The following is a 17,236-nucleotide window of genomic DNA, read 5'->3' as shown; positions in this document are numbered from 1 at the left end:
GATGAAACTGATTAAATTCTTGGCTGCATCGAGTGTCTTGAGCCTGGCCGCCTGCGGCGGCGGCGGTGGCGGCGGTGGCGGCACGACCACCCCGCCGGTGGTAACCCCTCCGGCAATCACCCTGGGCCAACTGCAAGGCTTTTGGAACGGCCCGGTCACCGGCGCCAGCTTCGGCGGCGCCAGCGTCGTGCGCAGCGTGGTCCTGAGCGACGGCGCGGCCTGGCTGTTCCTGCACGATGCGCAGGACAACCTGGTCGGCCTGTCCACCGCCAAGCTGGCCGTGTCGGGCCAGACCTTCTCGGCCAACGGCGCCCGCTACCCGGTGTCGGGCGCCCGCGCCGAGACGGTCACCGTCTCGGGTGGCGCACCGAGCGGCAACGCGTTCGCAGTATCGGTGCGCGGCAACGCCGGCACCAGCTCGCTGGCGCTGACGGCGGACACCCGCTACAGCACCGCCGTGACCCGTGCCGACGCCACCGGCAACTGGCGCTTCACCAAGGCCGGCGGCACCATCGTGGCCAACTGGACCGTCGACGCCAACGGCGTGCTGTCGGGCACCAGCACCCTGGGCTGCAGCTACAACGGCAGCGTGGCGCCGCACGGCAGCGTGGCCGTGTTCGACGTCACCCTGACCGAAACCTGCACCGGCAGCACCACCCAGCTGAGCGGCATCGCCAAGCTGAACACCGCCAAGACCTTCCTCACCTTCGGCCTGACGACGGCCGACGGCGGGCTGGGCGAAGCAGTGGTGGCGCAGAAGCAATAAATAAGTACAGGGCACAGGCGCTATGGCGCCCGTGCTTGCAAAAAAAAGCCGGGGTGGAAACACCCGGGCTTTTTTTTTGCTATCTTAAAATCAGCCGCCAGCGTCCTGCCGGTGGCGCCGCTCGTGCGCCACAGGACGGCGCACCGGCGCCGGCTTGCGCAGGCCGTGCAAGGCATGCGCAACCAGCACCAGCAGCAACAGCAATGCGGCGAAAGCCAAGACGACCGGCGCCGGCAAACCGAGGAATACGCCCTGATCCATGACATCTCCCGTTCCGTTGAACATCGCCCGCTGTTAGCCGGGCGCAAGAACGAATGTGCCATTTCTATTCCTACTGGAAATTGAGCTACCGCAAAGCCCCGCCCCGGATCACGCTGCCGTCGACAGCGGCTGTGCCCGCTCGGGCTTGCCCTTGCCGACCCGCTCGTACTCGGCGATCACCTGGGCCCCGAACAGCAGCAGCGTGGCGCCGATCTCGAGGCTGAACATGACCACGATGGCGGTGGTCATCGAGCCATACACCACGTTCACCTGGGACAGGGTCGAGAAGTACCAGACCAGGACGTGGCGCGCCAGTTCCCACAGCAGCGCCGCCGTGACCCCGCCGACCAGCGCATGCGACAGCGACAGCCGGCCCACCGGCATCACCAGGTAGATCGAGGTCAGCACCAGGATCTCACCGCCCAGGCCCAGCAGATACAGCAGCGCCCCCGACACCCCGCCCAGCGACCAGCTATAGCCGAGCAGGTCGACGTGTTCCCGCCCCATCACCTGCAGGGTGCCGGCCACCAGGGTCACCAGCATCACGCCGAATCCCAGCGCCAGGATGTAGCAGTAAGGCAGCACCGCCGACACCAGGAAGTGGCGGCGCCGGATCGCGACGCGGTGCACGAAAATCACGCTCATCGCGTTTTCCAGCACCGTGAAGGCGAAGGAACTGAAGAACAGCATGGTCACGCCCAGCACCCAGGTGATCAGGTCGCGGTTGTCGAGGAAGTTGGCGACCTCGGCCACGATGGAGCGCGACTGGCCCGGCACCAGCAGTTCCAGGTAGCGGCGCAGGGTTTCCAGCAGTTCGGCCTGGTCGATGAAGTGCGATAGCGCCACCACCACCAGCATCAGGAAGGGCACGATCGAGAGCAGTGCGTAATAGGCCACGGCGCCGGCCAGCAGCAAGCCCTGGTTGGCGCGGAAGCCGCGCAGGCAGCTCAGGGTAAAGGCCAGCGGATGGGAAAGGATATAGGCATTCGCGCGCCGGTTCAGGATGCGGATGCGCGCGCGGCGCACCGACTGCCAGCGCAGCCGTATCATCGCGCCAGCCTGATTCCAGTAAATTGCCAGCGCGCGCCGGCCGGGAAGAAGTTACGGTAGCTGGCGCGCGCATGGCCGCTTGGTGTGGCGCAGGACGAGCCGCGCAGCACGTACTGGTTGACCATGAACTTGCCGTTGTATTCGCCGATGGCGCCCGGCGCCGGCGCATAGCCGGGATAGGGCGCGTAGCTGCTGCTGGTCCATTGCCAGCAAGCGCCGAACATCTGGCTGAGGCCCGCATCCGGCCCTCTGTTTGCGGCGGCGCCAGGATGGAAGCGCCCCGCCTCGATGCTGGCCTGGCGCGCCGCGAATTCCCATTCGAACTCGGTCGGCAGGCGCGCCCCGCACCAGCGCGCATAGGCATCGGCCTCGTACAGCGACAAATGCGTGGCCGGGCGCGCCGGGTCGAGCGGCAGCAGGCCGTGCAAGGTGAACTCGTGCCAGCGGCCCTCCTCGTCCTGGCGCCAGTAGAAGGGTTGCGCCAGTTCACCGCCCGCGACCTTGTCCCAGCCCTCGGCCAGCCACAGGCTGGGGTCGCGGTAGCCGCCGGCCTCGATGAAGGCCAGGTATTCGCCGTTGGTCACCAGGCGCGAGGCGAGTTCGAAGGGCGCGAGGTAGGCACGGTGGCGCGGCAGCTCGTTGTCGAAGCAGAAACCGCGGCCGTCGAAGCCGAACTCGGCCAGCCCGCCGGCGCAGGCGATCCATTCCATGGGCGCGGGCGGGGCCTCGGCGCCGAGCGGGTCGGCGGCATACGCCGGATAGAGCGGGTTCTGGGCCAGCAGGTGCTTGAGGTCGGTGAGCATCAGCTCCTGGTGCTGCTGCTCGTGCTGCAGGCCGAGCTCGACCAGTTCGGCCAGGCGGGCATCGCCGGCCCGTTGGCCGAGCAGGCGCGCCATGCGCGCATCGACGTCGCGGCGGTAGGCGCGCACCTCGTCCAGCGACGGCCGCGTGAGCAGGCCGCGGTGCGGGCGCGGATGCTTGGCGCCGACGCCGTTGTAGTAGGAATTGAAGAGCACCCGGAAGGCGGGGTGGAAAGGCGCGAAGCCCTCTTCCATCGGCTCCAGGATGAAGGTCTCGAAGAACCAGGTGGTGTGCGCCAGGTGCCATTTGATGGGGCTGGCGTCGGGCATGGACTGGGCGCAGCAATCCTCGCTCGAGAGCGGCTCGGCCAGGTGCAGCGAGCGCTGGCGGACGGTATGAAAATCTTGCGGCATGCGATGGTGCGACATACGAACTTTCAGCCGGCCGCCTGCGCGTGGATCACGGCGAACGGACAGTGGGGATCGGTCCACACCCGGGTTGCCTCGAAGCCGGCCGTTTCCAGCAGGCTGATGGCATCGGCCTGGCGGTACTTGTAGCTGTTCTCGGTATGGATGCGCTCGCCCGCCGCGAAGTCGCGCCCGCCGCCCGGCCAGCGCACGCGCTGCGCCGTCTTCGCTTCGAGGTGCATCTCGACCCGGCCCATGGCCTCGTTGTAGAAGCCGACGTGGCGCCAGCCGCGGATGTCGAAGTCGGCCCCGAGCAGGGTGTTCACGTGGCGCAGCACGTTCAGGTTGAAGGCGGCGGTCACGCCCAGGGCGTCGTCGTAGGCGGCGTCCATGACGGCCTTGTCCTTGACCAGGTCGATGCCGATCAGCAGGCCACCGTCGGGCCCGCAGTTGCGGCGCAGGCGGCGCAGGAAAGCGCGCGCTTCCGGCGGCGTGAAGTTGCCCAGCGACGAGCCGGGATAGAAGAACAGGCGCTTCTCGGCGCGCACATTGCTCGGGAGTTCGAGGCCGCTGGAAAAGTCCAGGCCCAGCGCCTCCATTGCGATGTGCGGGAAGCGCTGGCGCAGCCGGTTCAGGGCGTCGTGCAGGAATTCGGTGGAAATGTCGATCGCCACGTACTGGCTCGGGCGCAGAAGCGGGAACAGCGAGGCCGCCTTGGCGCAGTTGCCGGCGCCGAGGTCGACCAGGGTGCTGCCGAGTCCGGCCACGCGCGCCATCTCGGCGCCTTGGCGTGCGAAGATCGCCGCTTCGGTGCGGGTCGGATAATATTCCGGCAGTTCGCAGATGGCCTCGAACAGCTTGGAGCCGAGCGCGTCGTACAGGAATTTCGGCGAAATCGTGGCATGCCGGGCGCCCAGGCCGTCGTACAGCTCGGCGGGAACGTGGGCATTGGCCAGGGTTTCGGGCGTGTCGGTTATGCAGGAAGTCATCATAGGGTTTATCATTCGTGCCGCCGAAGCGCCGGATGCGCCCTGGCCTGGGGATGTTGCCGTTTTTGCTATCATAGCCCGAAGCGCCGAATCTCCGCGTCCGCCTGCCGCGCAAGCGTGCGGCGGCCGTCATCCGTACCCAACCAATAAGAAAGCCATGTCCATGTCGCCCATCTCTGCCATCAAATCGCTGCTCGCAGCCTCCGTCGCCGTTTCCTTCGCGTTCGCCGCGCCAGGCGCGTCGGCCCAGAACACGCCCGGCGTGCTGAAAGTATCGGCCATTCCCGACGAAGCGCCAACCGAACTGCAGCGCAAGTTCAAGCCGCTGGGCGACTACCTGGCCAAGGCCACCGGCCTGAAGGTCGAGTTCACCCCGGTGACCGACTACGCCGCCTCGGTCGAGGGCCTGGTCAACAAGAAGCTCGACATGGTCTGGTTCGGCGGCTTCACCTTCGTGCAGGCCAACGTGCGCAGCAAGGGCCAGATCACGCCGCTGGTGCAGCGTGCCGAAGACGAGAAATTCCGCTCGGTCTTCGTCACCACCCAGCCCGGCATCAACAAGCTGGAAGACCTGAAGGGCAAGACCCTGTCGTTCGGCTCGGAATCCTCGACCTCGGGCCACCTGATGCCGCGTTCCTTCCTGCTCGGCGCCAAGATCAATCCGGACACCGACCTGAAGCGCATCTCGTTCTCGGGTGCGCACGACGCCACCGTGGCGGCCGTTGCCGGCGGCAAGGTCGATGCGGGCGCGCTGAACATCTCGGTCTGGGAAAAGCTGGTCGAATCGAACAAGGTCGACCCGAAAGTCGTGCGCGTGTTCTACACCACGCCTGGCTACTACGACTACAACTGGTCGGTGCGTTCGGACATGAACCCGGCGCTGCAAAAGAAGATCCGCGACGCCTTCCTGGCCCTGGACGATTCCACGCCTGAAGGCAAGCAGATCCTGGACCTGCAGCGCGCCACCAAGTTCATCGCCACCAAGCCGGAGAACTACAAGGCGATCGAAGCGGCCGCGCGCAACGCCGGCCTGCTGAAGTAATACGCCGTACGGGGTTTTGCCGATGTCCTTCACGCTCGAGAAACTCACGGTGCGCCACCTGACCGGCAGCCGCGCACCCGCGCTGCAGGCGCTCGACCTGGCGATCGCGCCGGGCGAGCAGCTGGCGCTGATCGGGCCGTCGGGCGCCGGCAAGACCACCCTGCTGTCCACCCTGGCGCTGGCCCACCAGCCGGCCGAGGGCGGCTTCTCCTTCTTTGGCCAGGACCCGTGGGCCTTGCCGCAGCGCGCGCGCCATGCCTTGCGTGCGCGCCTGTTCCTGGCGCCGCAGACGCCGCCGCTGCCGCCGCGCCAGCGCGTGGTCACCGCGGTGCTGGCCGCGCGCCTGCCGCAGTGGAGCCTGGGCCAGGCCCTGGCCTCGCTGTTCAGGCCCGCCGATCCAGGCGCGGCCTACGACGCCCTCAGCCGCTTCGGCCTGGGCGACAAGCTCTACGCGCGCGTCGACCGCCTGTCCGGCGGCGAGCGCCAGCGCTGCAGCCTGGCGCGCCTGCTGCTGTCGAACGCCGAAGCCTTCCTGGTCGACGAGCCGATCTCGGCGCTCGACCCGGCGCTGGCCCAGCTCACGCTCGCCACCCTGCAGGGCGAGGCGGCGGCGCGCAAGGCCACGCTGGTGTGCAGCCTGCACCAGGTGGAGATGGCGCGCGCCCATTTCGCGCGCATCGTCGGCCTGCGCGCCGGACGCATCGTGTTCGATTTGCCGCGCGAGCAGGTGAGCGACGAGATGATCGCCGCCCTGTACGCCAACGAAACGCCGGCGCCGCCCGACCACCACCCGCACGAGACGCCTGAACGCATCGCGGTCGGCGCCTGCTTCTGATTCCTGGAATCCGATACGTGCCGTCTCAGATTTCGTCATCCCCTCTGCATCCCGACCCGGCCTGGCGTGGACGCCTCATGGCCTGCGGCCTGGGACTGGTGCTGCTGTGGCCGATGCTGGTCTACAGCGAATTCAAGCCCTGGATTTTGTTCGACCTGCAAAGCCTGGCCGCGGCCGGCAACTTCCTGTCGGACTTCCTGCATCCCGCCCACTCCGCCGAATTCCTGGCGATGGTGCTGCGTGAAACCTGGATCACGGTGGCGATTGCCACCTGCGGCCTGTTCCTGGCTCTGCTCGGCGCGATTCCCGCCACCCTGCTGGTGAGCGAGCGCCTGTCGGTGTCGCTGCTGGGCACCGGCCGCATGCGCCGCGCCAGCGCGCTGCTGCGCCAGGCGGTGCGCTGGGTGCTGGTGCTCCTGCGCAGCGTGCCGGAACTGGTCTGGGCCCTGCTGTTCGTGCGCGTGGTGGGCCTGGGCCCGACCGCCGGCGTGCTGGCGATCGCCCTCACCTATTGCGGCATGCTGGCCAAGGTGTACGCCGAAATCCTCGAGTCGAGCGACGCCCATGCCAGCGACAGCCTGCTCGCCAACGGCAGCGGGCGCCTGGCGGCCCTGCTGTACGGCGCCCTGCCCGAAGCCGCGGCCGAACTCGTGTCGTATACCGTCTACCGCTGGGAATGCGCGATCCGCGGCTCGGCCATCATGGGCTTTGTCGGCGCCGGCGGCCTGGGCCAGCGCATGGACGAATCGACCAAGATGATGGCCGGCGGCGAAGTCGCCACCATGCTGCTGATGTTCGTGCTGCTGGTGGCCGCCGCCGACCTGGTGTCCACGCTGCTGCGCCGGAGGCTGGGATGAGCGAAGCGCGCCAGATGCCACCGCCGCCACCCCGCTCCTGGGGCACGCCGCTGCTGCTGCTGGCGCTGGCCGCGCTGGTGGTGGCCAGCTTCGCCACGCTGCGGCTCGACCTGGCCGCTTTCCTCACGCCCGACGCCGCCGGCACCATGGCCGAATTCCTGGCCGGCTTCGCGCCGCCGGAAATGGCCACGCCCTTCCTGATGAAAACCCTGGACGCGGCCATCGAAACCCTGTCGATGTCGGCCCTCGGCACCCTGCTGGCCGTGGCCGCCGGCCTGGTGCTGGCGCTGCCGGCATCAAGCCGCTGGGGCGCGGCCCCGCGCGGCGCCGTGCGCCTGGTGCTGAACGTGCTGCGCTCGATCCCGGAACTGGTGTGGGCGGCACTGCTGCTGGTGGCCGCCGGCCTGGGGCCGTTCGCTGGCACCCTGGCGCTGGCGGCGCATACCGCCGGCGTGCTCGGGCGCCTGTTCGCCGACGCCCTGGAAAACGCGGCGCCGCTGCCGGAAGCGACGCTGCGCACGAATGGCGCGGGCGCGCTGGCCGCCTTCTTCTACGCGACCCTGCCGCAGACCCTGCCGCAGATGCTGTCGTACACCCTGTACCGCTGGGAGAACAATATCCGCGCCGCCGCCGTGCTAGGCGTGGTCGGCGCCGGCGGACTGGGGCAGATGCTGAAGTACCACCTGTCGCTGTTCCAGATGCCGAGCGCAGCCACCGTCATCCTTGCCATGCTGCTGCTGGTGGCCCTGGTCGATGGGATCAGTTTCGCGCTGCGGCGCGCCCTTACCCGGTAAATACCATGCTCGAACTGCGCGACCTCACCAAGACCTATGGCGGACGCACCGTCCTGGCCAAGCTGTCGCACCGTTTCGAATCCGGGCAGTTCATTGCCATCATGGGCGAATCGGGTGTGGGCAAGTCGACCTTGCTGAACCTGATCGCGGGACTCGATGCGCCGGACAGCGGCGAGGTGCTGGTCGACGGCCAGCCGATGGCGGCGCTCGACGACGATGCCGCCACCCGCCTGCGGCGCACGCGCATGGGCTTCATCTTCCAGGCCTTTCACGTGCTGCCGCACCTGACGCTGCGCCAGAACGTGGCGCTGCCGCTGCTCTTAAACCGCGATTCGGGCGCACGTGCGGACGACATGCTGGCGGCGGTGGGACTGGGAGGGCGCGGCAGCGACTTCCCGCGCCAGCTCTCGGGTGGCGAACTGCAGCGGGTGGCGATTGCGCGCGCCCTGGTGCACCGGCCCGCCCTGCTGCTGGCCGACGAGCCGACCGGGAACCTCGACCCGGAAACGGCCGAAGGCATCCTGCGCCTGCTGCGCAGCGAAATCAAGGCGACCGGCGCCGGCGCCATCATGGTCACCCACTCGCATGCCGCCGCCGAGATGGCGGACCAGGTCTTGCTGCTGACCCGTTCCGGGCTGCAAGCCGCCTGAGCCTCTGATCGCAAGTTCCTGGCAGAAAGAACGATGATGCCGCACGTTACGTGCGAAAAGTGCGTCGTACTGCGCAGAGGCGTAGTAATATCACAACGACCCGCACGCATAAGCTAACACAACATCGGGCGCATCCAAGACGGTCCTGTCCCCTCAACCAGATTCAGTATTTGGAGGAGTACATGAACGTACGCCAAAAAAAACAGGAAATGCTGGCCGCGATGCACCGCGCGCGCGCCCTCGAGCCGTCGAGCTTCGTCCCCAACAAGCTGCTCGACACCCTCATCGAAAAGCTGCATCTGAAGAATGACGCCGAACTGTGCCGGGTGCTGGAAGTCCAGCCCCCGATCATCAGCAAGATCCGCCACCGCAAGCTGAACGTCGGCGCCACGATCCTGCTGCGCATGCACGAAAAGTCGAACATTCCGATCCGCGAACTGAAGGAGCTGACCAGCGCTTCGATCCACTAGCGGGAAAGAGTCAGGGAGCGAGCCAGGGAGCCAACAAGTAAGCCAGCCAATAAGCTGGCTTACCGCTCAAGCATGCTTACTGGCTGGGCGGGCGCCCGGTCTTCAGCTGGGGCAGGCCGTCGAGCACCTGGCGCAGGGTCGCCATGTCGAGGCGGCCGACCAGCGCCACGCCGATGCGCAGCAGCTCGCTCTTCTTGACCTCGAAGCCCGCCTTCAGGCAGGCCTGCTTGACGTCGGCCAGCACCCCGTATTCCTGCTCCGGCATGGTGAAGCTGTCGCGCACCAGCGCAGGACGCGCCGATTCGGCGGCCGGCGCCTGCACGGTGCGTACGCTGGCCTTGCCGCTTGCCTTGACCAGGGCCTTGGCCGCGGTCTTGGCCGCCGTGGCGGGCGCAGCGGCAGTACTGCGGGCTGCACTGCGGGCGGGCGCCCTGGTGGCCGGCTTTGCGGCCGGCGTTGCAGCTGGTTTTGCGGCGGCCCTCGTGCCTGCCTTGGCGGGTGCGGACGGCTTGTCGGACGGCTTGTCGGCCGGCTTGGCGGGCGCCTTTGCCGTCACGCTCTTGCCAGCCTTTGGCGCCGGCTTGACCGCTTTCGCCTGTGCCTTGTCGGCGGCTTTCGGCGCCGCCCTGGTGCTGCGCTTTGCCGGCTCAGGGGCCGCGGCCTTCGGTACGGCCTTCCCTTCGCCCTTGGCTTCGCCTTTGGTTTTTCTCGCGCCGGCCTTGGCCACCGCCACGTCGGCCGCAGCCGCCTTCAGGGCCTTGGCGGTTTTCGGCGCCGGCTTGGCTGCCGCGCCCTGTTTTGTTCGTGCCGACGGCCTGGATTCAGCCGCGTCGGGAACCGTTTTTCTGCTCATTGGGTATTCCACTGCTTAACAAGGTAAACAATATAGTCGATCACACGCATTCCCGGTAGGGCGTCCTGCCGGTTGCTTCCCCTTCCTGCTCTTCGCAGCGCCGGTGCAGCGTACGGATCACGCCCGCGCGCAGCCCGGCCTGCGCCGGCGCCACTTCGTCGATGCCGAGTTCCTCGACCAGCGCCACCAGCATCGCCAGCGCGCCGGCCACCTGCGCCGCCCGTCCTCCCTGCGGCCACTGCGCCGCCACGCGCGCCAGGCCGCCCTCCTCGATCGCCGCCCGGCGCAGCGCGTACAGGCGTCCGGCATCGAGGCTGGGCGCCTGTCCCAGCAGGGCGTCCGCCAGTTCCGCCAGCGCACGCACGCTGCCCGAGGCGCCATGGGCGCGTCGCCAGCCGCGCATGCCGGGCGCCGCGCCGGCATCGGCGAAGCGGCTGCGCGAGGACTCCAGCGCCGCATCGAAGGCGCCGGGATCGATGCCGTCGCCGAAAAAGGTCAGGCCATGGCGCAGCGCGCCCACGCCGAACGAGTAGACGCGCTCGATGCGCTCGCCCTGCCCCAGCACCAGTTCGGTCGAGCCGCTGCCGATGTCGAGGACCAGGCGCCGCTGGCCGGGATCTTCGTGCGCGCCTTCCAGCCCGTTCCCCAGCGCGGCCGCGACGCCGAGGTAGACCAGGCGCCCTTCCTCCTCGGGGCCGATGACGTCGACCGGATGGCCGACCGCGGCCGCCGCCGCCGGCACGAAGGCCGCTGCGTTGCGCGCCCTGCGCAGCGCGGCGGTGGCCACCACGCGCACCGCACGCGGCGCCCACAGCGCCAGCACCGCGCGAAAGCGCCCCAGGCAATCGAGGGCGCGGCGCATGGCGTCGGCGCCGATGCTGCCGCCGGCTTCGAGTTCGGCGCCCAGGCGCACCGGTTCGCTCAGGGTGGCCACCACGCGCACCCGGCCCGCCTCGACGCTGGCCACGTGCAGACGGAAGCTGTCCGAGCCGAGTTCCACGGCGGCGTACAGGGGCACTGCGGCGGGCGGATGGGTCATCAGGGGACGTGTTGACAGGCGCGTTGACAAGTAAGCACGCAGTATGCCGGGGGTTTGTGACGGGGAGATGACGGAGGGCGCGGCGCTTGTGACAGCGTCGGGATCACGCCCGGTGGGTTGCGGCATGCGTCAATGAACGCGCGGGCACGGGCGCCCTGCATCGGTGACGCCGGCGGACCGAAACACCGATGCGGACCCGGACGCATACCCGTAGAGTGGGCCGCGCCAGGCGCCCTGTGCCCACGCGGCTTAAATGCGTGTCCGCTTGTCCAGAATGCTCAGGCCCCGCCCTCTTCCGCCTGCATCACCCGGTTGCGCCCCGCCGCCTTGGCCGCCCGCATCGCCTCGCCGGCGCGCTGCAGCAGGATCGCATTGCTGTCGTCGGCGCGGATCGTGGTCACGCCGAAGCTGGCCGTCATCGAGATCATTGCGCGTTCGGTCTTTACCGGTGTGGTCTCGATGGCGGCGCGCATGCGTTCGGCCACCAGGGCCGCCTCGACGGCGCCGGTGCGCGGCAGCAGCAGCGCGAACTCGCCGCCGACCAGGCGCGCCAGTTGGTCGCTGTCGCGCAGCTGGCGCTTGCACAGGGCGGCGACATGGCGCAGCACGACGTCGCCGGCCGGGTGGCCGTAGCCGTCGTTGACGCGCTTGAAGCCGTCGAGGTCGAGCACCACCAGCGCGGTCGGCAGGCCGGGGCGGCGCGCCAGCGCCATCCAGGGCGCCAGCATGGCGAAGAAGCCGCGCCGGTTCGGCACGTCGGCCACGGTGTCGACGGTTTCGCGGCGCGCCAGCTCGGCCTGCAGGCGTTCGCGCGCCAGCAGCAGGCAGCCAAAGGCGCCGGCCAGCATCAGCAGGTAGAGCGCCGCGCTGGAGAGCTGGCGCAGCAGCTCGTGCGAGAGCCAGCGCCAGCCGTCGGGCATGACCAGCACCAGCAGGCCGCGCGCGGCGACCACCAGCGCCAGCAGCGCGATGGCGATGGCCAGCACACGCTGCAGCATGCCGGCCTGGCGCCAGTCCTGGGCCAGGGCGGCGGCGGCCAGCAGGTAAAAACCGCCCAGCAGCAGCAAGGCGGCCAGGTTGCGCAAGCCGATGTCGTCGATCAGGTAGCAGACCAGGAACACCAGCACCGCGGCCACGGCGAGGGGCACCATGGCGCGCCGCCAGCGCGGGCGGTTCGCCGCTTCCCACAGCGACCCGGCTTCGAGCGCGACGCCGCCGATCAGCAGCGCCCAGCCGGCCGGCAGCGCCAGCGGCTCGGGCAGCACGCGCGCCCCGCCCAGCGCCAGCAGCACCCAGGCCGCTGCCTGGACCTGGCGCGACAGGCCCCAGCTAGCCAGGCTTGGGCTGCGCGCGGCGCCATAGTCGAAGAAGAACAGCAGGCTGCACAGGGCCAGGTTGCCGAGTGCCAGCACCAGCACCATGGTGGTGGAATCGAGGTTCATCATGGGATTCAGAATTCGTGTTCGACGTTGACCGTGCCGTCGCCGACCCGGCTGGCCCAGGCACGCTCCCAGCAACTGCGGTCGTGCTCGCCCGGGGCCTCGTTCCAGAACACGATCAGGGTGCCCTTGTGGTCGTGCAGCTGGGTCAGCCGCTCGACGAAGCCGGCGTTGCCCTCGCTGTCGGCCAGCGCCATCGCGTAGCCGTACACACGGTTGAGCCGCTCGATGCGGTCGGGCTCGGTCAAGCTGTTGGTGGCGGTGATCGTCGGGTGATCCAGGAACATGAAGAACTCCGTGTGAGGGCATGGACCAGCTTATCAGAATTTAATGCTTGCAAACAAGACGCCCTGCCCGCTCGGCGCCCGCCTGCCCTGCCCGGCGCCGGCGCGCCTCGGTATACTGGCGCCATGCCTTCCGAATCCGATCCGGCACCGTCCCTGCCGCCCCTGGTGCGCACCGTCGGCGACCGCCGCACGCTGGAATTCGTGCCCGGCGATATCCAGAGCGAGATGCTGCTGTCGCGCCCCGACGCCCTGGTGCTCGATTATTCGCGCGCCATGATGTGCTTCGCCCTGTTCGTGCCGCAGCCGCGCCATATCGTGATGGTGGGCCTGGGCGGCGGTTCGCTGGCCAAGTTTTGCTACCGCCACTTCCCGCAGGCGCGCATCACGGTGCTCGAAATCAGCGCCGAGGTGATCGCCCTGCGCGAGCAGTTCCACGTGCCGCCCGACGACGCGCGCCTGCGCATCGTGCACGCCGACGCCGCCCGCTTCATCGCCGCCGCGCCGGCCAGCTGCGACGTGATCCTGGTCGACGGCTTCGACGCTGCCGGCATGCCGCCGGAACTCGGCAGCGCCGGCTTTTACGCGGCCTGCCGCCGCGCCCTACGCGACGGTGGCGTGCTGGTGGCCAACCTGCTCAGCTACGACCCGCAGTATGCGGCGCTGCAGGCGCGCATCCATGCAGCCTTCGAAGAGCGGGTCTGCCAGTTCGCCGGCATTGCCGGCAACAACCACATCCTGTTCGCCCTGCGCGCGCCGCGCCGGCCGGCGCCAGGCTCGGCGGCGGCATTTGCCGTGCGGCGCCATGCGCGCTTGACAAGCCTGACAAGCAGCCGCGGCCTGCGCCTGGCCTGGCTGAACCGCCTGCTGGCGCGCGCCGTGGTTGCCTGGCTGGCACGCCGTCCTGTCTGATCCTGACGACAGGCGCCGCCCGCTACCTCTCCGGGCACGGAAGTGGTTGGCGAAAAGCGCGGAACTATGACACACTTCCGGGCTTTGGTGCCTTTGGGCAAGCAAATTTTTCCTGGAACAGTACATGGTGCGTCGCCTGTCGTTTTCCCTCACCCGCGCAAGCGTCCTGACCCTCGGGGCCGGCCTGGCCGCCTCGTGCGCGCTGTTCGTGGGCGTGAGCCACCTCGAATACGACAACCTCGCCCTCTCCTTCAGCCAGCGGGCCGACCAGCGCGTGGCCACCGTGCGCCAGGGCCTGCACGACGCAGTCGAGGTGGCGACCGTCACCAACCAGCTGTTCGCCCTCGGCGCGCCGGTGACGCGCGAGCAGTTCCACGACTTCACCTCGCCGCTGCTGGCGCGCCACCCCTTCATCAAGGCCTTCAATTTCCACCGCGTGGTCGATGACGCCGAGCGCCCCGCGGTCGAGGCCGAATTAGGGCGGATCGTGCCGGGCACGGTGATCGGCGAAGTGCGCGACAGCCGGCGCGTGCCGGCCGAGCGGCGCGCACGCTACCACATCGTCCATTACCTGGAACCGATGCGCGGCAACGAAGCCGCCTTCGGCTTCGACGTGGGCGTGCGTCCGCAGTTCGGCCAGGCGCTGGCGCGCGCGCAGGCCGACGGCCGCGCCGCCGCCACCGCCCTGTTTCCGCTGATCCAGGACCCGCAGCCCCAGCCCAGCTTCCAGATCGTGATGCCGGTGCTCGACAGCCAGGGCAAGCTGGTCGGCGACACCGGCGTGGTGGTGCGCGCGCGCGAACTGGTCAGCAGCGTCCTGGCTGCCGCCAACCTGTTGGGCGACAGGCAGATCGTGATGTCGGTGTACGCCTCGGCGCGCCCGGAGCCGGCCAACCTGGTCTTCAGCACGCGCGCCGACGACGCGCCGCTGCCGCAGGACACCATGGCCGCCTGGCTGGCGCCGCAGCACCGTTCCAGCCTGGCGCGCACCCTGGACGTGGCCGGCCGCCCCTGGCTGGTGGAAGTCACCGCCATGCCGCGCCCCTTCGCCGCCGACCACCTGGCCTCGCTGGCGATCCTGGCCGGCGGTATCCTGCTCAGCCTGCTCAGCGCGGCCTGGGTGCAGGCTTCCAGCGTACGTACCCGTCTCGTGCAGCAGCTGGTGCGCAAGCGCACCGCCGACCTGAAGCGCACCAACCGGCGCCTGGTCGACGACATGGTGGCGCGCGAACGCACCGAAAAGGCTCTGCAGCAAAGCGAACAGCGCTTCCGCCAGCTGGCGGCGATGTCCTCGGACTGGTACTGGGAACAGGACCGCGACCTGCGCTTCACGACGATCACCGGCGGCTTTGCCGAAAAATCCGGCGTCGCGGTCGACCGCCTGCTCGGCAAGACGCGCTGGGAAGCCCTGGCCGGCGTGGAAGACAGCGAGGCCGGACGGGCCCACATCGCCCAGGTCAAGGCGCGCGAGGCGTTCGCGAACTTCGAGTACCAGCTGGCCGACGACAACGGCGACACGCGCTGGTTCCTGGTCAGCGGCCAGCCGGTCTTCGACGAACATGGCAACTTCAGCGGCTACCGCGGTACCGGCTCGGATATCACGGCGCGCAAGCTGACCGAGCAGCGCGTGCACCACGTGGCCCAGCACGACGTGCTGACTGGCCTGCCGAACCGTTCGCTGCTGCAGGACCGCCTGGAGCAGGCCGTGGCCTATGCGGGCCGCAGCGGCAACCCGGTGTGGGTGATGCTGATCGACCTCGACCGCTTCAAGTTCGTGAACGACAGCATGGGCCACAAGGCCGGCGACGTGCTCCTGATGACGGTGGCGGCGCGCCTGCGCTCCTCGCTGCGCGACCTCGATACCGTGGCGCGCCTGTCGGGCGACGAATTCGTGGTGATCCTGTCCGAGCACGGCGAGCAGACCCTGAGCCCGGACATCGTGCAGCGCGTGATGGACGCGGTGGCCCAGCCGGTGATGCTCGGCACCAAGGAATTCTTCGTGACCTGCAGCATCGGCGTGTCGGTGTTCCCGAGCGAAGGCACGGGCGCTGACGAATTGATCGAGCATGCCGACATCGCCATGTACCGCGCCAAGAAACTGGGCCGCAACAACTTCCAGTTCTATACCCCGGCCATGAACGAGGAATCGCTGGAACGCGTGCGCATCGAAGGCGCATTGCGCAATGCCCTCGAACGCGACGAATTCGTGCTGTATTACCAGCCTCAGCTGGACATGAAAACCGGCAAGATCTGCGGCATGGAAGCGCTGATCCGCTGGCAGCACCCGGAACTGGGCATGGTGCCGCCGGGCCGTTTCGTCAGCATCGCCGAGGAAACCGGCCTGATCGTGCCGATCGGCGCCTGGGTGATGCGCACCGCCTGCGCCCAGAACAAGGCCTGGCAGGATGCCGGCTTCGACAAGCTGCGCGTGGCGGTGAATTTGTCGGCGCGCCAGTTCAGCGCACCGGATCTGATCGAGGGCCTGGAACGGGTGCTGGTCGATACCGGCCTGGAGCCGAAGTACCTGGAAATCGAGCTCACCGAAAGCCTGTTCATGAGCGACGTCACGCCGGCCGTCGAGCTGCTGCATCGCATGAAGGCGCTCGGCGTGAACCTGTCGATCGACGACTTCGGCACCGGCTACTCGAGCCTGTCCTACCTGTCGCGCTTCCCGATCGACGTGCTGAAGATCGACCGTAGTTTTGTGGCCGACATCACGCGCGACGCCAACGACGAGGCCATCGTGACCTCGATCATCGCCCTCGCCCACAACCTGAAACTGGCGGTGATCGCCGAGGGCGTGGAGACCGGCGAGCAGCTCGACTACCTGCGCCGCCACGGCTGCGACGAAATGCAGGGCTATTACTTCAGCCGCCCGCTGCCGGCGGCCGAGTTCGAGCAATTGCTGGTCGAAGGACGCGGCTTGCAGCCCGGCGAGATCGGGCCGGCGCCGGAAGCGGAGCCGGCTGCGGCTTAAGCCGTAGAATAATTATATCTATGTAGAAATTTCTACATCATTCCACTAGAATTGCGCTTTTCCGTAGCAACGTGGAGTGGATGAACATGGAAGATCTCGAAACCCGCCCGGCGGCACAGGCACGGGTGGTGCGCACCGACCTGCGCACGCGCGACCTGGTGAACCAGGCGGTGGCGTCGGTCCCGACTTTGGGTTTGCAGCGGGCGGCGGAATTCCTGGCGGCGATGAACGTGCCGGCGGAGATTGCGGTGCGCACGCTGGTGTATCCGCACCGGCGCCGGCGCGGGTAAGCTGGTGTCACGCTCACGCGTGGGCATGGGCGCCGCGTGACATGCGAACAGGGCTGGCTTCCAGCCCGCCCCTGCATAGCTTGCCCTTCAAGGCCTGCCCCTTGGAGCCTGCCCCTTGGAACCTACTCCTCAAGCCATTCAGCTGCGCGGTTCCTGCGCCAGGATATCCGCCAGCGATTCCTGCCCCTTGGCGGTCACGCTGAAACCACCTTCTTCGCGCTCGGCGATGTGATTCTTGCGCATCAGAAAACCGGCGACATCGGCGCCGACGGCGGCTGCCGGGTCCTGCGTCAGCGCCTTCAGCGCCTCGACGCAGCTGCGCAGGAACAGCACCTGCTCGCCTTTTTCGGTCAGCTCGAGCCGGCCATTGCGGGCGTAAGCCACCATTTTCAGGCCGGCGAGGCGCTTGGCGTTGCGTCCGACACAGGCATTCACCCGGTCGCTGGCCACGCCGCCGCGGATCATTCCCAGCGCGTTGTATTCGTCGGTCGTCAGTTTTTCGTTCTTCATTGCCGCTTTC

General features: G+C 68.5%; 19 protein-coding genes. 10 read left to right on the top strand and 9 right to left on the bottom strand.

All coding sequences use genetic code 11. The annotated features are described in order from the left end of the window. Position 1: 1 nt before the first annotated feature. Positions 2-766: a hypothetical protein gene (locus LK540_RS00600; RefSeq protein ID WP_229434996.1), complete on the top strand. Its 765-nt coding sequence runs from the start codon at positions 2-4 to the stop codon at positions 764-766. Positions 767-856: 90 nt separating this feature from the next. Here the strand turns inward: LK540_RS00600 and LK540_RS00595 are convergent, their stop codons facing one another. The 4 genes from LK540_RS00595 to egtD all read right to left on the bottom strand — a co-directional run bounded on the left by LK540_RS00595 (position 857) and on the right by egtD (position 4,277). After that, on the bottom strand, positions 857-1,027 hold the full coding sequence (locus tag LK540_RS00595) for a hypothetical protein (protein ID WP_229434994.1): 171 nt from the start codon (positions 1,025-1,027) through the stop codon (positions 857-859). A gap of 108 nt (positions 1,028-1,135) precedes the next feature. Then, entirely contained in the window at positions 1,136-2,077 is a 942-nt protein-coding gene (locus LK540_RS00590) for a YihY/virulence factor BrkB family protein (RefSeq protein ID WP_229434992.1), read from the bottom strand. Then, entirely contained in the window at positions 2,074-3,306 is a 1,233-nt protein-coding gene (gene egtB / locus LK540_RS00585) for an ergothioneine biosynthesis protein EgtB (RefSeq protein WP_374041302.1), read from the bottom strand. The genes LK540_RS00590 and egtB overlap by 4 nt, the downstream gene beginning before the upstream one ends. Before the next feature lie 8 nt (positions 3,307-3,314). Beyond that, positions 3,315-4,277 (bottom strand): L-histidine N(alpha)-methyltransferase, encoded by a 963-nt coding sequence (egtD, locus tag LK540_RS00580; protein ID WP_229434988.1) that lies wholly within the window; start codon positions 4,275-4,277, stop codon positions 3,315-3,317. 154 nt (positions 4,278-4,431) lie between these two features. On the opposite strand from egtD, the gene LK540_RS00575 reads away from it, so the two are divergent. From LK540_RS00575 to LK540_RS00550, 6 genes are all read left to right on the top strand, one after another. Then, positions 4,432-5,316, top strand: coding sequence for a putative selenate ABC transporter substrate-binding protein (locus tag LK540_RS00575; protein ID WP_229434987.1), 885 nt, complete (start codon positions 4,432-4,434; stop codon positions 5,314-5,316). A gap of 22 nt (positions 5,317-5,338) precedes the next feature. Further along, a complete protein-coding gene (locus tag LK540_RS00570) occupies positions 5,339-6,151 on the top strand; it encodes a phosphonate ABC transporter ATP-binding protein (protein WP_229434985.1) in 813 nt (270 codons plus the stop codon). 77 nt (positions 6,152-6,228) lie between these two features. Further along, the gene (locus LK540_RS00565; RefSeq protein ID WP_229434983.1) at positions 6,229-7,008 is read left to right on the top strand and encodes an ABC transporter permease; all 780 of its coding nucleotides are present in this window, start codon (positions 6,229-6,231) and stop codon (positions 7,006-7,008) included. After that, entirely contained in the window at positions 7,005-7,802 is a 798-nt protein-coding gene (phnE, locus tag LK540_RS00560) for a phosphonate ABC transporter, permease protein PhnE (protein WP_229434981.1), read from the top strand. Before LK540_RS00565 ends, phnE begins: the two co-directional genes overlap by 4 nt. Positions 7,803-7,807: 5 nt before the next feature. Continuing rightward, a complete protein-coding gene (locus LK540_RS00555) occupies positions 7,808-8,452 on the top strand; it encodes an ABC transporter ATP-binding protein (protein ID WP_229434979.1) in 645 nt (214 codons plus the stop codon). A 182-nt stretch (positions 8,453-8,634) separates the two neighbouring features. Further along, entirely contained in the window at positions 8,635-8,922 is a 288-nt protein-coding gene (locus LK540_RS00550; protein ID WP_229434978.1) for a hypothetical protein, read from the top strand. A 76-nt stretch (positions 8,923-8,998) separates the two neighbouring features. Here the strand turns inward: LK540_RS00550 and LK540_RS00545 are convergent, their stop codons facing one another. The 4 genes from LK540_RS00545 to LK540_RS00530 all read right to left on the bottom strand — a co-directional run bounded on the left by LK540_RS00545 (position 8,999) and on the right by LK540_RS00530 (position 12,540). Further along, positions 8,999-9,775, bottom strand: a complete 777-nt coding sequence (locus LK540_RS00545) for a hypothetical protein (RefSeq protein WP_229434976.1) — start codon at positions 9,773-9,775, stop codon at positions 8,999-9,001. Between the two features lie 40 nt (positions 9,776-9,815). Then, entirely contained in the window at positions 9,816-10,814 is a 999-nt protein-coding gene (locus LK540_RS00540) for a hypothetical protein (protein WP_229434974.1), read from the bottom strand. Positions 10,815-11,092: 278 nt separating this feature from the next. Beyond that, complete coding sequence (locus LK540_RS00535) at positions 11,093-12,259, bottom strand: diguanylate cyclase (protein WP_229434973.1); 1,167 nt, start codon at positions 12,257-12,259, stop codon at positions 11,093-11,095. A 5-nt stretch (positions 12,260-12,264) separates the two neighbouring features. Continuing rightward, positions 12,265-12,540, bottom strand: coding sequence for a hypothetical protein (locus LK540_RS00530; protein ID WP_229434972.1), 276 nt, complete (start codon positions 12,538-12,540; stop codon positions 12,265-12,267). A 123-nt stretch (positions 12,541-12,663) separates the two neighbouring features. Here LK540_RS00530 and LK540_RS00525 point away from each other — a divergent pair, with 123 nt between their 5' ends. The 3 genes from LK540_RS00525 to LK540_RS00515 all read left to right on the top strand — a co-directional run bounded on the left by LK540_RS00525 (position 12,664) and on the right by LK540_RS00515 (position 16,716). Further along, positions 12,664-13,449, top strand: a complete 786-nt coding sequence (locus LK540_RS00525) for a fused MFS/spermidine synthase (protein WP_229434971.1) — start codon at positions 12,664-12,666, stop codon at positions 13,447-13,449. Between the two features lie 124 nt (positions 13,450-13,573). Further along, complete coding sequence (locus tag LK540_RS00520) at positions 13,574-16,426, top strand: EAL domain-containing protein (protein ID WP_229434969.1); 2,853 nt, start codon at positions 13,574-13,576, stop codon at positions 16,424-16,426. An 86-nt stretch (positions 16,427-16,512) separates the two neighbouring features. Continuing rightward, positions 16,513-16,716, top strand: coding sequence for a hypothetical protein (locus LK540_RS00515; RefSeq protein WP_229434967.1), 204 nt, complete (start codon positions 16,513-16,515; stop codon positions 16,714-16,716). A gap of 138 nt (positions 16,717-16,854) precedes the next feature. Here the strand turns inward: LK540_RS00515 and LK540_RS00510 are convergent, their stop codons facing one another. Beyond that, a complete protein-coding gene (locus LK540_RS00510; RefSeq protein ID WP_229434965.1) occupies positions 16,855-17,226 on the bottom strand; it encodes a hypothetical protein in 372 nt (123 codons plus the stop codon). Between the last annotated feature and the right edge of the window lie 10 nt (positions 17,227-17,236).

This window comes from Massilia sp. IC2-278, from assembly GCF_020708045.1.
In the GTDB taxonomy this organism is placed as follows: Bacteria; Pseudomonadota; Gammaproteobacteria; order Burkholderiales; family Burkholderiaceae_D; genus Telluria.
The sequence above is the reverse complement of the archived record's forward strand: the minus strand, read 5'-3'. Positions and strand labels throughout refer to the sequence as shown.

Excerpts from the sequence above, each read along its gene's own strand:
- LK540_RS00525 (WP_229434971.1), top strand. The coding sequence starts at position 12,664 with ATGCCTTCCGAATCCGATCCGGCACCGTCCCTGCCGCCCCTGGTGCGC.
- LK540_RS00570 (WP_229434985.1), top strand. The coding sequence starts at position 5,339 with ATGTCCTTCACGCTCGAGAAACTCACGGTGCGCCACCTGACCGGCAGC.
- LK540_RS00550 (WP_229434978.1), top strand. The coding sequence starts at position 8,635 with ATGAACGTACGCCAAAAAAAACAGGAAATGCTGGCCGCGATGCACCGC.
- phnE (WP_229434981.1), top strand. The coding sequence starts at position 7,005 with ATGAGCGAAGCGCGCCAGATGCCACCGCCGCCACCCCGCTCCTGGGGC.
- LK540_RS00590 (WP_229434992.1), bottom strand. The coding sequence starts at position 2,077 with ATGATACGGCTGCGCTGGCAGTCGGTGCGCCGCGCGCGCATCCGCATC.
- egtB (WP_374041302.1), bottom strand. The coding sequence starts at position 3,306 with ATGTCGCACCATCGCATGCCGCAAGATTTTCATACCGTCCGCCAGCGC.
- LK540_RS00565 (WP_229434983.1), top strand. The coding sequence starts at position 6,229 with ATGGCCTGCGGCCTGGGACTGGTGCTGCTGTGGCCGATGCTGGTCTAC.
- egtD (WP_229434988.1), bottom strand. The coding sequence starts at position 4,277 with ATGATGACTTCCTGCATAACCGACACGCCCGAAACCCTGGCCAATGCC.
- LK540_RS00595 (WP_229434994.1), bottom strand. The coding sequence starts at position 1,027 with ATGGATCAGGGCGTATTCCTCGGTTTGCCGGCGCCGGTCGTCTTGGCT.
- LK540_RS00545 (WP_229434976.1), bottom strand. The coding sequence starts at position 9,775 with ATGAGCAGAAAAACGGTTCCCGACGCGGCTGAATCCAGGCCGTCGGCA.
- LK540_RS00555 (WP_229434979.1), top strand. The coding sequence starts at position 7,808 with ATGCTCGAACTGCGCGACCTCACCAAGACCTATGGCGGACGCACCGTC.
- LK540_RS00600 (WP_229434996.1), top strand. The coding sequence starts at position 2 with ATGAAACTGATTAAATTCTTGGCTGCATCGAGTGTCTTGAGCCTGGCC.
- LK540_RS00520 (WP_229434969.1), top strand. The coding sequence starts at position 13,574 with ATGGTGCGTCGCCTGTCGTTTTCCCTCACCCGCGCAAGCGTCCTGACC.
- LK540_RS00540 (WP_229434974.1), bottom strand. The coding sequence starts at position 10,814 with ATGACCCATCCGCCCGCCGCAGTGCCCCTGTACGCCGCCGTGGAACTC.
- LK540_RS00510 (WP_229434965.1), bottom strand. The coding sequence starts at position 17,226 with ATGAAGAACGAAAAACTGACGACCGACGAATACAACGCGCTGGGAATG.
- LK540_RS00575 (WP_229434987.1), top strand. The coding sequence starts at position 4,432 with ATGTCCATGTCGCCCATCTCTGCCATCAAATCGCTGCTCGCAGCCTCC.
- LK540_RS00535 (WP_229434973.1), bottom strand. The coding sequence starts at position 12,259 with ATGATGAACCTCGATTCCACCACCATGGTGCTGGTGCTGGCACTCGGC.
- LK540_RS00530 (WP_229434972.1), bottom strand. The coding sequence starts at position 12,540 with ATGTTCCTGGATCACCCGACGATCACCGCCACCAACAGCTTGACCGAG.
- LK540_RS00515 (WP_229434967.1), top strand. The coding sequence starts at position 16,513 with ATGGAAGATCTCGAAACCCGCCCGGCGGCACAGGCACGGGTGGTGCGC.